The sequence below is a fragment of the Mesorhizobium sp. WSM4842 genome (assembly GCF_055901575.1).
The window spans coordinates 2,002,851-2,015,159 of record NZ_CM148372.1 but is presented as its reverse complement, the minus strand read 5'-3'; the positions used below and the strand labels follow the sequence as shown (position 1 = coordinate 2,015,159).

The 12,309-nt window shown below is 63.7% G+C and carries 12 protein-coding genes; 9 read left to right on the top strand and 3 right to left on the bottom strand.

Going from position 1 to position 12,309, the window contains the following annotated elements; all coding sequences use genetic code 11:
• Nucleotides 1-108: 108 nt before the first annotated feature.
• From AC0NIE_RS09680 to olsB, 7 genes are all read left to right on the top strand, one after another.
• Nucleotides 109-594 (top strand): DUF1772 domain-containing protein, encoded by a 486-nt coding sequence (locus AC0NIE_RS09680; RefSeq protein ID WP_473488045.1) that lies wholly within the window; start codon nt 109-111, stop codon nt 592-594.
• Nucleotides 595-683: 89 nt separating this feature from the next.
• A complete protein-coding gene (locus AC0NIE_RS09675; protein ID WP_473488046.1) occupies nt 684-1,730 on the top strand; it encodes an RsmD family RNA methyltransferase in 1,047 nt (348 codons plus the stop codon).
• Nucleotides 1,731-2,588, top strand: a complete 858-nt coding sequence (locus tag AC0NIE_RS09670) for a TrmH family RNA methyltransferase (RefSeq protein WP_123151729.1) — start codon at nt 1,731-1,733, stop codon at nt 2,586-2,588.
• Between the two features lie 8 nt (nt 2,589-2,596).
• Nucleotides 2,597-3,097, top strand: a complete 501-nt coding sequence (gene lspA, locus AC0NIE_RS09665; protein WP_095496863.1) for a signal peptidase II — start codon at nt 2,597-2,599, stop codon at nt 3,095-3,097.
• A 55-nt stretch (nt 3,098-3,152) separates the two neighbouring features.
• Entirely contained in the window at nt 3,153-4,142 is a 990-nt protein-coding gene (acuI, locus tag AC0NIE_RS09660; protein WP_473488047.1) for an acrylyl-CoA reductase (NADPH), read from the top strand.
• A 112-nt stretch (nt 4,143-4,254) separates the two neighbouring features.
• Nucleotides 4,255-6,543 carry a hybrid sensor histidine kinase/response regulator gene (locus AC0NIE_RS09655; protein WP_473488048.1) on the top strand — a complete coding sequence of 763 codons (2,289 nt, stop codon included), beginning with the start codon at nt 4,255-4,257 and terminating at the stop codon, nt 6,541-6,543.
• A 176-nt stretch (nt 6,544-6,719) separates the two neighbouring features.
• Complete coding sequence (gene olsB, locus AC0NIE_RS09650; protein WP_165848842.1) at nt 6,720-7,595, top strand: l-ornithine N(alpha)-acyltransferase; 876 nt, start codon at nt 6,720-6,722, stop codon at nt 7,593-7,595.
• Between the two features lie 144 nt (nt 7,596-7,739).
• On the opposite strand, the gene AC0NIE_RS09645 is transcribed toward olsB, so the two are convergent.
• Nucleotides 7,740-9,095 (bottom strand): IS5 family transposase, encoded by a 1,356-nt coding sequence (locus tag AC0NIE_RS09645; protein WP_473490040.1) that lies wholly within the window; start codon nt 9,093-9,095, stop codon nt 7,740-7,742.
• A 247-nt stretch (nt 9,096-9,342) separates the two neighbouring features.
• Nucleotides 9,343-9,978: a nucleotide exchange factor GrpE gene (gene grpE / locus AC0NIE_RS09640; protein WP_473487880.1), complete on the bottom strand. Its 636-nt coding sequence runs from the start codon at nt 9,976-9,978 to the stop codon at nt 9,343-9,345.
• A 238-nt stretch (nt 9,979-10,216) separates the two neighbouring features.
• Here grpE and AC0NIE_RS09635 point away from each other — a divergent pair, with 238 nt between their 5' ends.
• Both AC0NIE_RS09635 and AC0NIE_RS09630 read left to right on the top strand, forming a co-directional pair.
• The gene (locus AC0NIE_RS09635; protein ID WP_244603111.1) at nt 10,217-10,453 is read left to right on the top strand and encodes a hypothetical protein; all 237 of its coding nucleotides are present in this window, start codon (nt 10,217-10,219) and stop codon (nt 10,451-10,453) included.
• A 149-nt stretch (nt 10,454-10,602) separates the two neighbouring features.
• Entirely contained in the window at nt 10,603-11,625 is a 1,023-nt protein-coding gene (locus AC0NIE_RS09630) for a fatty acid desaturase (RefSeq protein WP_123151723.1), read from the top strand.
• A 44-nt stretch (nt 11,626-11,669) separates the two neighbouring features.
• On the opposite strand, the gene AC0NIE_RS09625 is transcribed toward AC0NIE_RS09630, so the two are convergent.
• On the bottom strand, nt 11,670-12,290 hold the full coding sequence (locus tag AC0NIE_RS09625) for a DJ-1/PfpI family protein (RefSeq protein ID WP_123151722.1): 621 nt from the start codon (nt 12,288-12,290) through the stop codon (nt 11,670-11,672).
• Nucleotides 12,291-12,309 lie beyond the last annotated feature (19 nt).

The following is a 12,309-nucleotide window of genomic DNA, read 5'->3' as shown; positions in this document are numbered from 1 at the left end:
CTAGTCATATTTCCCCTATTCACTTACTCACTTACTCCCTTACTCCCCTGCTTCTCTGTTCCCGTTCGGACGGGAATGTCTCCGGCGTCACGCCGTTGTTCGGGCGTTATGGAGATACGCGGGTTCCTGTTGTTCTGGTCCATCTTGGCCGCAGTCGTCGCGGCGCTCAGCCTTGGACCGTCCTTCGCCCATGTCCTGGAATCGGCTCCTCGGCTGACGAAGTGGTCGCCTTCGCTCTGGCGCGAGACGACTGTCTTCAACGCCCAGTTCCAGCTGTTTGCCGTCATTGGCGCGCCACTCGACGTGGCCGCGATCGGCTGCCCGGGACTTCTCGCATGGATGCTGCGCAATGACCGTCCGGCGTTCTGGTACGCGTTGGCCGCTGCCGTGCTCTATGCGGTGTCTCTTGCGATGTGGTTTGCTCTCGTCAAGCCGGCGAACGATATTCTGGCCACCTGGGTGCCTGGACCGATTCCGGAAAATTTCGAAGCGATCCGACGGCGCTGGGAAACCGGCCATATGATCGTCGCCGCCTTCAAGGCAGTCGGTTTCGTATCGCTGGTTGCCGCCCTGCTTTGGATCAGGCGCGGCTGACCGTTTCGGAAATGTCCAGCGACCGCGTTTGTTGCACCGGTGAATGTGCTGTGGCAGAAGCGGGCCAAGTCGCCCCGGAGATGCTCTTCTTGAAACCTTTTCGCGACAAACGCCGCGACAGCCGCTCGCATCAGCTCGCAAAGGGCGGGGCGGAACAGGCGCAGCGCGGGACCGGCACAGCATCGGGCAACCGCACCGAGCCGAAAGCCGCGCCGCGCGTCCTTTCCCGCCGCGACGGCGCCCTGCCCGCCGAACACCTGCCGCTGATCCTCGAAGTGGCGCCCAACGCCGACTATGCGCTGCTCGACAGCGGCGCCGGTCAAAAGCTCGAGCAGTACGGGCCCTATCGCATCGTCCGGCCCGAAGGCCAGGCGATCTGGCAAAAAGCGTTGCCGGCCAAAGACTGGGACCGCGCCGACGCCATTTTCACCGGCGACACCGACGAGGAAGGCATCGGCCGCTGGCGGTTCCCCAAGACGCCGCTAGGCGAGACCTGGCCGATGAAGCATGACGGAATCGACTATCTCGGCCGCTTCACCTCGTTTCGCCATGTCGGCGTCTTCCCAGAGCAGGCCTCGCACTGGGACCACATGGCCGGGCTGATCGCGGCGGCGAAGCGACCGGTCAAGGTGCTGAATCTGTTCGGCTATACCGGCCTTGCCTCACTGGTGGCGGCGCGCGCCGGCGCCGAGGTCACCCATGTCGATGCGTCCAAGAAGGCGATCGGCTGGGCCAGGGAGAACCAGGAGATGGCGGGCCTGTCGCAAAAGCCGATCCGCTGGATCATCGACGACGCCATGAAATTCGCCGAGCGCGAGGAGCGCCGCGGCAGCCGCTACGACATCATCCTGTTCGATCCGCCCGCCTATGGCCGTGGCCCCAAGGGCGAGGTCTGGCAATTGTTCGAGGACCTGCCTGATCTGACCGACCTCTGCCGCTCGATCCTGACGCCGAAGCCGCTTGCTGTCGTGCTGACCGCCTATTCGATCCGCGCCTCCTTCTTCGCCATCCATGCCTTGATGCGCGACACATTTGCCGGCATGGGCGGCACGGTCGAATCCGGCGAACTGATCATCCGCGAAAAATCCGCCGGCCGGGCGCTGTCTACGTCGCTGTTCTCACGCTGGGTGGCCTGAATGAGCGAGCGGCACGCCGGTGCGCCAGGGCAGGTGAAGGAAGTGACCAGCCTCGCCAATCCGTTGATCAAGGACATCAAGGCGCTCTCCCTGAAGAAATTCCGCGACCAGCAAAACGCCTTCATGGCCGAGGGGCTGAAGCTGGTCATCGACGCGCTCGACCTCGGCTGGTCGATCCGGACGCTGGTCTTCGCCAAGGCCGGACGCGGCAACGCTGCAGTCGAAAAGGTCGCGGCGCGCACGGTTGCCGCCGGCGGCACCGTGCTCGAAGTTTCGGAAAAAGTGCTCGTCGCCATCACCCGGCGCGATAACCCGCAAATGGTGGTCGGCGTCTTTTCGCAGAAATTCCTGCCGCTGAAGGACATCCGCGCTCGAGACGGCGACGTCTGGGTGGCGCTCGACCGCGTGCGCGACCCCGGCAATCTCGGCACTGTCATCCGCACCGTCGATGCCGTTGGTGCCAAGGGCATCATCCTGGTCGGCGAGACCACCGATCCTTTTTCCGTCGAGACCGTGCGCGCCACGATGGGCTCGATCTTCGCGGTGCCGGTCGCCAAGGCGACGCCGGAAACCTTCCTTGCGTGGCGAAAAGGCTTTCCTGGCCTCGTTGCCGGCACACATCTGAAGGGTGCGGTCGATTACCGCTCGGTCGACTTTTCCAAGGGCCCGGTGCTGCTGATGATGGGCAACGAGCAGCAGGGCCTGCCCGAAAGCATGGCCGAAAGCTGTGACAGATTGCTGCGGATTCCGCAGGCCGGCCGCGCCGATTCGCTCAATCTCGCGGTGGCCACCGGCATCATGCTGTTCGAGATCCGGCGCGGCGCGCTGAAACTTGCCCCGGAGGACGCCAAACCGTGACATCCCAAATGGTCAAATCCCCAACGGCAAAATCATGGTTCCCCTACGCCCTGCTGGTCGCCGCCGCGATAGCGCTCGACCAGTGGGTGAAATACCTGGTCGAGACCGGCCTCGCCTTCCAGGAAAAGGTCGATCTTGTGCCGTTCCTGGCGCTGTATCGCACCTACAACACCGGCATCGCCTTCTCGATGTTTTCGTCCTTCGGCGACACCGGCCTGGTGGTCATCGCCGCTTTCGTCGTCGCTTTCGTGCTCTATCTCGCGGCCCGCACCCCGCCCGGCCACGTGCTTACCCGCATCGGCTTTGCGCTTATCGTCGGCGGCGCGCTCGGCAATCTGTTCGACCGCGTTACCTATGGTCACGTGATCGACTACATCCTGTTCCACACCCCGGTATGGTCCTTTGCTATCTTCAACCTCGCCGACGCCTTCATCGCGGTCGGCGCGGTGGTGGTCGTCTTCGACGAACTCATCGGTTGGCGGCGCGAGGCCAAGCCCTCAAGCGATTGACCTGGCCTTCTGCCGCCATACAGTGGCCATTCGAGAAGCCCGAGGAGAAGAAGACATGTCCGAAACCTTCAAAGCCATCCTCGTTTCGCGCGACGCCGAGAAGAAACAGTCGGTCGCGGTGACTGACCTCACCGAGGCCGACCTGATGGAAGGCGATGTCACCGTCGCCGTCGAGGCGACGACGGTGAACTACAAGGACGGCCTCGCCATATCAGGCATGGCGCCGGTGATCCGCCGCTGGCCGCTGGTGCCGGGCATTGACTTCGCCGGCACCGTCGTCTCGTCTTCCCATGCCGACTGGCGCAAGGGGGACAAGGTCATATTGAACGGCTGGGGCGTCGGCGAGACGCATTTTGGCGCCTATGCCGAGCGTGCCCGTGTCAACGGCGACTGGCTGGTGCAGCTGCCTCAGGGCATGAGCCCGCATGATGCCATGGCGATCGGCACCGCCGGCTACACCGCCATGCTTTGCGTCATCGCGCTGGAACGGCACGGCATCGTGCCCGATCGCGGCCCGGTGGTGGTGACGGGCGCGGCCGGCGGCGTCGGCTCGGTCGCGGTCTCGATCCTGTCCAGCCTCGGCTATCATGTCATCGCCTCGACCGGCCGCAGCGCTGAAAGCCCCTATCTGATCGACCTGGGTGCTGCGGAAGTGATTTCGCGCGACGAGCTTGCCCAGCCTGCAAAGCCGCTCGCCAAGGAACGCTGGGCCGGCGGCGTCGATGCGGTCGGCAGTCACACGCTGGCCAACGTCCTTTCGATGACCTCCTATGGCGGCGCCGTCGCCGCCTGCGGCCTGGCAGGCGGCATGGATCTGCCGGCGAGCGTCGCCCCGTTCATCCTGCGCGGCGTTTGTCTGCTCGGCATCGATTCGGTGATGGCGCCAAAAGCGGTCCGCCTGGAGGCGTGGCGCCGCATCGGCACGGACCTCGATCTCCAGAAGCTCGCCAGCCTATCCACGACCATCGGCTTTGACGGCATCATCGACGCCGCGCACGACATCGTCGAGGGCAAGATCCGTGGCCGCGTGGTGGTGGATATGTGAGTTCTGTCGTCTGCCGTTTTGCGCGAAAGGAAGGCAAAAAAACCGCGCGACCGATAAAATTCGAACGATCGGCCGCAATTTTCCATAATCTCTGTCTGGCAAGGGTTTCCGCATGGTCACTGAATCCGGCATCAGAGAAACGGAGAGCGCCGAAAGCGTCGACGAGATCGGCCCGGGGGCGCCAAGACGGCAGCATATCGCAGCGCCGCCACTGGCGCCCGAGCTGCCCGCCGCCAATCGCGAAGGCCTGCCGTTCCTGACGCTCGTCGCCATAGTCGTGCTGGCAGGTCTGTCGCATCTGACCGGAGCGCCGGTCTTCATCACTTTCGGCCTTTTGGCGACTGGCATGGCCGGTCTCGCCGTGCATCTGCGTGCCAGGCGCAAGGAGCGTCGTACGGTTGCCCTCCTTGGCGAGACCGCAGCTCGCAGCCGCGCCGAGGTCGAGACCCTGGCCGACCGCATGTGGGAGATGCAGGAGAGCGAGGAACGCTTTCGCGGGCTGATCGACGCGCTTGGCGATCTCGTCGTCCACCGCGACCGTGACGGCCACATCGTCTATGCCAACAAGGTTTTCGCCGATCTTGTCGGAGCCGATCAGCGCGAACTTGCCGGCAGGACCCTTGCCGAACTCGGCATCGACGTCGGCATCGTTCCCGATGCCGCTTTTTCCGACCACGAATGCCTGAGTTCCACCGACGTCGCCATTCGCACGCCGGCTGGCCCGCGCTGGTTCTCATGGATCGAACTGTCCGTGCGCGACAAGGAGAACGGCGGCGCCTCGCATCGCGCCATCGCCCGCGACATCACCGCCCGTAAGCACGCCGAATCGTCGCTGATCACCGCCCGTGAGCGAGCCGAATATGCAAGCCAGGCCAAATCGCGCTTCCTCGCCACCGTCAGCCACGAGATCCGCACGCCGATGAACGGCATCATCGGCATGGCCAGGCTGCTGGCGGACACCAATCTCTCGCCCGAACAACGGACCTATGTCGGCGCCGTCTCGACCTCGGCCAGCGCACTGCTGGCGCTGATCGAGGATCTGCTCGACTATTCGAAGATCGAGGCCGGCCGCTTCGATCCCGAACCGCAGCCAATGTCGGTGCGCGAGATCGCCGACAACGTCGTCGAACTCTTGGCTGCGCGGGCCTTTGCCAAGAATATCGGCCTTGGCTGCCATGTCGAACCCGACGTGCCGCAGATGATATCAGCCGATCCGGGAAGGGTCCGGCAGGTGCTGCTCAACCTGATCGGCAACGCGATCAAGTTCACCGACAGCGGCGGCGTTTTGGTGAGCATCGCTCGTACCCGCACCGAAACCACCGACCGCATATGCTTCACCGTCGCCGACACCGGTCCCGGCCTGCACGAGGACGACATGGAGCGCATCTTCGAGGAATTCGAACAGGCTGATGGCACGTCGACCCGCGCGCATGGCGGCGCCGGGCTCGGTCTTGCCATCTCCAGGCGCCTCGTGATCGCCATGGGCGGCACGATTTCGGTATCGAGCCGGCTCAGCCAAGGCTCCGAGTTCGTCTTCGAAATCCCTGCAATATCGGCCACCGAGCCGCCGCAGACCCGCCTGAATGCGCTGTCAGGACGGCGCGCGGTGATCCTGTCGAAGAACGCCATCGAGGCCGACGCCATCGCCCGCACCATCCGTGCCAATGGCGGCATGGTCGATCTGGCCGCGACCGCCTCCCAGGCAGCGTCCTTCGCAGAAGGCTGCGACGTGCTTCTGGTCGATGCGGTCATGGAGGAGGGCGACGGCAGGTTGCTCAAACGCCTTCGCCAGAGCGGCTTTGCCGATTGCGAGGCGATCACGCTGATCGCGCCTACCGACCGCGGCATGCTGGGCGAGTTCCGCGCCAGCGGCTACGCCACCTTCCTGGCAAGGCCGGTGCGCGGCGAGACGTTGCTGCGCGTGCTTTTGACCAGCAGCGTGCCCGCCCTCACCCAGCCACAGCTGGAAAAGCCCGGCGCACCATCCGTCCGTGCCATTGGCGGCCGCAGGCAGGGGCTGTCCGTGCTGATCGCCGAGGATAACGACATCAACGCCATGCTTGCTCGTGCCACTCTGCTGAAGGCCGGGCATCGCGTGAAAGTGGTCGGCAACGGCAAGGCCGCCGTCGAGGCCGTCACTGGGACCGGTCACAAGCACCGCTTCGACGTGGTGCTGATGGACCTGCACATGCCTGTCATGGACGGGCTGGACGCCATCGCCGCCATCCGCCGGCACGAGGAGGAAACCGCCGTGCCGCCGGTTCCAATCATGGTGCTTTCGGCGGACAGCCAGGAAACGACGCGCCACGCGGTGCTTGCCCATGGCGCCAGCGGCTTCGTCACCAAGCCGCTCGACCCCGACGCGCTTGTCCATGCGATCGAGGGCCAGGTGGCCGCCTGATCCGCCGGCTGTCCTTCCTGGCTTCCCTGCGTAACATAGCCGGTTGAAGGATTACCCAGCCGACGAAGTATTGCCCGTAGCACCGTATCACGGTACTGTCACAATCCTGTTGCACCTACACCGTATCCCCGTGCCAAGAGGGATGGCTCGAAGGAGAATCACTCGTGCATACAGTTATGCCGGAACGTGACGCTCGGCCGAACGCCAGTGGTGCTTTGCTCACCGGGCGGAACGTCGATGCCGTCATAAAAGGCGAAGCGCTCGGCCGAATCGGCAATCTCGAAGTGCGGCTCGCCCGCAACGAGGCCGAGATCGCCGCCGCGCAGGAAGTGCGCTACCGGGTGTTCTATGACGAGCTTGGTGCCAGGAAGAACCTGTTCCAGGTGCAGGACCGCCGCGACGCCGACCATTTCGATCCGCTTTGTGATCATTTGCTCGTCTTCGACACCTCGCTGTCCGGTCCCGAGCATCGCCGCATTGTCGGTACCTACCGCCTGCTGCGGCAGGAAATCGCGGCAGCGGCCGGCGGCTTCTATTCCGAGGGCGAATTCGAACTGACCAATCTTATCGCCCGCCATCCCGGCCAGCGTTTCCTCGAGCTCGGCCGCTCCTGCGTCTTGCCGGAATACCGCTCGAAGCGCACCATTGAGGCGCTCTGGCAAGGTATTTGGGCCTATATCAACCATTACGGGATCGGCGTGATGACCGGTTGCGCTTCGTTCCACGGCACCGTGCCGGCGGCGCACGCCGAAGCGCTGACCTATCTCGCCCATCACTGCCGGACGAATTCGGCCTGGGACGTGCGTGCGGTCGCCGGGCGCTACTGTTCCATGGATTTGATGCCGATCGAGGCGGTCAATGCCAAGGCCGCGATCGCGGCGATGCCGCCGCTGGTCAAGGGCTATCTGCGCGTCGGCGCGCGCATCGGCGACGGCTGCGTCATTGACCGCGAATTCTCGACGGTCGACGTGTTCGTGGTGATGCCGGTCCAGGAGATCGGTGCCCGCTACGTCAATTATTATGGCGGGGAAGCCCAGCGTTTCGCCGCCTGAGTAGGGCAGTAGGGGAATAAGGCAGTAGGGGAGTAGGGGGAGCAGGCCAACGGCCGGAGTAGTCGTCCGTGAAGAAAGCGATTTTCGCGTCAACCTTGAAAGTGATCTGCGTTGGAGCGCTTTGTCCCAACTGAGGGGCGGAGTTCAGGCTGATCGGGGCCGCAGTGGCGGCTTTGCGGTGGCTGCGAGCAGCGTCAGGAAGAAGGCACACAAAAGCCTCAGCCAGTTGAGCAGGAGGCTGAAGTTGTAGCCGACGGCGGCGAGCACGGCGTTGTTGGCGTCGCCTTCGGAGAAGGCCAGGAAGTTGCGCCCCATGCGGTGGTCGTTCTTGAGATGGCCGATGACGGGTTCGACGGCGGCCCGGCGTCGCAGCGCCCGTTTGACGGCCTTGGTGAGGCCGCGCTTGTAGCCGGCGACATGGACCTTGAACGTCTTGTCCTTCGGGGCGTTGTGGCCGCGGTAGCCGGCATCGGCGACGATCTTGGTGAGGTTGGCTCCGATCGAGGTCTCGATCGCGGGGATGACGGTGGCCAGCGTGTGGCCGTCATAGGGATTGCCGGGCATCGCCTTGATATGGGCGACGAACTGGCCGCCGCGGCTGCGATAGAGCGGCGTGGCGACCGAGACCTTGACGCCGAATTCATAGGGCTTGTGGGCCTTGCCCTTGCCGATGCATTCGACCTCGGGAGCGTGCAGGGAGTAGACCTTCCTGCCGCGTTCACGCTGGCGCTGGTCCCTGACGCGGCGGGCCAGCGACAGCGGCAGACCGAAGGGCGCCATCAGCTCCGGCCGCCCGGCGATCTTGCGGGTGATGTCGCGGATCACCGCGCCCAGCATGGTGCGCAGCCGCTTGAGCTGCCGGTTGGCCCGCTTGAACTGCTTGGCGTGGGCATAACGCTGATGCTTGATCAGCGCGATCTTGCCGACCCGCGCATAGGACTGGCGCAGGCGGATGCCGTGCTTCCCGGCCAGCTTGACCAGCCGCTCGCGGGCGCGATGCATCAGCTTGGCGTCGGTCGGAAAGGTGATCGCCTTCTCCTGCACGGTGGTGTCGACGATCACCGCGCGGAAGTCGGCCGGCTTGGCCGCCCCCAGCCGGGTCGCCGCCGCCAGGCTCTCCTGCAGCAGCGCCGTCAGCCGCTCCTCGCCCATGCGCAGGCGCCAGCGCGTCAGCGAGGTGCGGTCGAAGACCAGGCGGTGCTGGAAGAACTCCTCGCCGCAGAACAGCTGATAATAGGGGTTTTCCAGCCAGCGCTCGCACAGCCCTTCATCGGACAGGTTGTGCATCGACTTCAGGATCGCCAGCCCCGCCATCAGCCGCGTCGGCAGCGGCGGCCGGCCGGGGCCATCGTCGTAGACCTCGCCGAGCTTCTCTTCCAGGCAGCGCCAGTCGATCGCCGTCGCCAGCTTCACCAGTGCATGTTCCATGTTCAGGATCTGGTCGAGCCGGGACCGCAACAGGTCCGCCTGGCCACTGTCTCGCCGTTCCTTCGGCCGCATCGCTTGCTTCCCCTCTCCGGTCGAAACGCCATCGAATCACGCAACGCAGATGCAAACATTTTGCCGGAAATCGCCGCCCAAAGCCACGATTTCCGGCAAAACGAAACCCAAATTCAGGCGAAAATCTTAAATTAAATCAAAGCGTTCCGCGTTCTTCACGGACGACGGAGTAGGCAATTGCTCTACTTTATCGTAGGTGGCGTTATTCCCTACTCCCGTACTGCCCTATTCCCCTTACTCCCCTAACTTACGCATCCTTCTCAGCTTGCTCATTCACCGGCCCTGGCTCGACCGGCGCTTCACCAGCCACATGCTTGGGACCGCCTTTGGCAACGCCGACCATGGCCGGCCGCAACACCCGCTCGCCGATCGAATAGCCTGGCTGCACGACCTGGACCACGGTGTTGGCCGGCACCTCCGGATTGGGCACCTCGAACATCGCCTGGTGGAAATTCGGGTCGAATTTCTCGCCTTCCGGCTCGAGCTTCTTCACCCCGTGCCGCTCCAGCGCCGATAGCATGGCGCGCTCGGTGATCTCGACGCCCTCGATCAGCGCCTTGAAGCCGGCATCGCCCGACGCCTTGGTTTCAGCCGGGATCGCATCCAGCGCGCGGCGCAGATTGTCCGATACCGACAGCATGTCACGGGCGAAATTGGCAACCGCATAGGCACGCGCGTCGTGCACGTCACGGGCGGTACGGCGGCGCAGATTCTCCATCTCGGCCGCGACACGGAGTGCGCGGTCCTTCAGCTCGTCGTTTTCCTTCAACAGCCGCACAAGCGCCTCATAGTCGCCGTCGACGCTGCTTTCCGAGCGCTCGGCGGCGGCCTCAGCCGCTTCGATATCCTCGGGCGCGCGTTCGTCTTTTGCCTGGTCGCTCATCGCCGTTTCCCGTCTTTTCGAATGATGTGGATTTTGTGCCCGATATCGAGGTTTGGCGGCCAAAAATCAAGGGGCAAGCGATACTGGAGCGGCCGCTCGCGCTTCGACGACGCACCATGAAGACCTTTCGATATTAATTCAAATTTTACTGTAAGCGCCGGCTTTGCTCGCCAAGATGCTGCGATGGGGGAACCATTCGTCTGCTGGAAGAGTTTCGAAGCCGACACAGGATTTTGAGATGATGACCCGCAACGATGGCGACTGTAACAAGAATGGCGCCCGCAACAATGACGAAAGACGTGAAAGGCTCGCGGCCGGCATCAGGCGCCAGTTCGGCACCGAGGCAACGATGCACTTTCTGCGCGCGTTGCCGGCGTTCCGGACGGAGAACGACATTCCCGATCGTTTCAAGGAATTGCTTGACCGCCTGGACGGCATCGAAAGCAGCGTAGCCGCCGGTGGCAGACGGCGATAGACCAACACATTCGCCTGTCGTTGCGTGCCGCCGGAGTCCAAGCATGCCCTTCGACATTGCAGCACCTAGAGCATCGCGCGACAATTACGCGCAGTAACTTCGCGTGATCCCTGCCTTGCGGCGACGGAATGGTCCGTCTATGCTTCCTGATGAACATGATTTCCCCCGAAGCTGTAGCGAACAGCAAACGCGCCTGGTTGAAAATCCTGGCGCGTTACAAGAAACCTGACAGGCGGCGCAGCGCCGTCGAACTTGCCATCACCCTCATCCCCTTTGCCACGCTGTGGGCACTGTCCTCGGCTGCCTATGCCCATGGTCATTGGTGGGGTCTGATCCTGATCCTTCCGGCCGCCGGCTTTCTGGTGCGGATCTTCATGATCCAGCACGATTGCGGCCACGGTTCTTTCTTCGCCAACCGCACCGCCGACGACTGGATCGGTCGCGGGCTGGGCATCCTGACCTTGACCCCTTACGATTGCTGGCGGCGTGCCCACGCTACCCATCACGCAAGCGCCGGCAACCTCGATGAACGCGGCACGGGCGACATCACGACGCTGACTGTCGCCGAATATCGGCAAATGTCCTGGCGGGGCCGCCTTGCCTATCGTCTCTATCGCCATCCGCTCGTCATGTTCGGCCTCGGCCCCATTTGGCTTTTCATCTTTGAGCAGAGACTGCCGGTCGGCATGATGCGAGGCGGCCTCACGCCCTGGGTGTCGTCAATGGCCACCAATGTGGCCATTGCGGTCGCCGCCGCTGCCCTCGTCTGGTTCGTCGGCCTCGAAGCGTTCCTGGTTGTCCATTTGCCCATCGTCGTTCTGGCCGGTTCCGCCGGCATCTGGCTGTTCTATGTCCAGCACCAGTTCGAAGAGACCGAGTGGGCAAAGGACTCCGAATGGGAGTTCCAGCATGCGGCCCTGCACGGCTCGTCCTATTATGACCTGCCGCCGGTACTGAACTGGTTCACCGGCAATATCGGCGTCCATCACGTGCACCACCTCTCCGCCAAGGTGCCGTGCTATCGTCTGCAGGAAGTCCTGAGGGACTATCCGGAACTGCGCGAAATCGGCCGCGTCACGCTTCTCGACAGCCTGCGCTGCGTCAAGCTGGCTCTGTGGGATGAGAGCCGCAGCAAACTGGTGTCGTTTCGCGAAGCGCGGATGACTGCGTAAACGCACCGCCGCACCACAGGTGCGGCGGTTTTCCAAGATCTGGCTCAAGCCGCCTTGCGTTCGTCGCGCATCAGGATCTCGCCGTGGCGGATCTCGGTGCCGAGCACCTTCAGGCATTCGCGCATGAAGGCGGCGAGGCCCGGCCAACCCTTGGCCGATACCAGATTGCCGTCGACATGGGCGCCGGTCGGCGCGACATCGATGTAGGTGCCGCCGGCGAGCGTGACTTCCGGCTCGCAATACTGCAGCGCCGCGACTTCCCTGCCGCGCAGCACGCCGTCGACTGCCATCAGGATCTGCGCGCCATGGCAGATGGTGAAGATCGGCTTGCCGGTCTCATGGAAATGCCGCACCAGCGCCTGCACGCGCTTGTCGATACGGATATATTCCGGGCCGCGCCCGCCTGCCGCATAGACGGCGTCGTATTCGGCCGGATTCACCTCGGCAAAGCTCTTGTTGAGGATGTAGTCGTGGCCGAGCTTTTCCGTATAGGTCTGGTGACCCTCGAAGTCGTGAAGCGACGTCTTCAGGATATCGCCCGCCTTCTTGTCGGGACACACGACATGGACCGTGTGGCCGACCGCATGCATGGCCTGTTCAAAGACGAAAATCTCGTATTCCTCGCTGAACTCGCCAACGAGCATCAATATCTTCTTACCAGCCATTCCCGGTTCCTCCCTTGGT

Coding starts and splice junctions, on each gene's coding strand:
- AC0NIE_RS09680 (WP_473488045.1), top strand. CDS start 109: ATGGAGATACGCGGGTTCCTGTTGTTCTGGTCCATCTTGGCCGCAGTC.
- AC0NIE_RS09670 (WP_123151729.1), top strand. CDS start 1,731: ATGAGCGAGCGGCACGCCGGTGCGCCAGGGCAGGTGAAGGAAGTGACC.
- lspA (WP_095496863.1), top strand. CDS start 2,597: ATGGTCAAATCCCCAACGGCAAAATCATGGTTCCCCTACGCCCTGCTG.
- acuI (WP_473488047.1), top strand. CDS start 3,153: ATGTCCGAAACCTTCAAAGCCATCCTCGTTTCGCGCGACGCCGAGAAG.
- AC0NIE_RS09655 (WP_473488048.1), top strand. CDS start 4,255: ATGGTCACTGAATCCGGCATCAGAGAAACGGAGAGCGCCGAAAGCGTC.
- olsB (WP_165848842.1), top strand. CDS start 6,720: ATGCCGGAACGTGACGCTCGGCCGAACGCCAGTGGTGCTTTGCTCACC.
- AC0NIE_RS09645 (WP_473490040.1), bottom strand. CDS start 9,095: ATGCGGCCGAAGGAACGGCGAGACAGTGGCCAGGCGGACCTGTTGCGG.
- grpE (WP_473487880.1), bottom strand. CDS start 9,978: ATGAGCGACCAGGCAAAAGACGAACGCGCGCCCGAGGATATCGAAGCG.
- AC0NIE_RS09635 (WP_244603111.1), top strand. CDS start 10,217: ATGATGACCCGCAACGATGGCGACTGTAACAAGAATGGCGCCCGCAAC.
- AC0NIE_RS09630 (WP_123151723.1), top strand. CDS start 10,603: ATGAACATGATTTCCCCCGAAGCTGTAGCGAACAGCAAACGCGCCTGG.
- AC0NIE_RS09625 (WP_123151722.1), bottom strand. CDS start 12,290: ATGGCTGGTAAGAAGATATTGATGCTCGTTGGCGAGTTCAGCGAGGAA.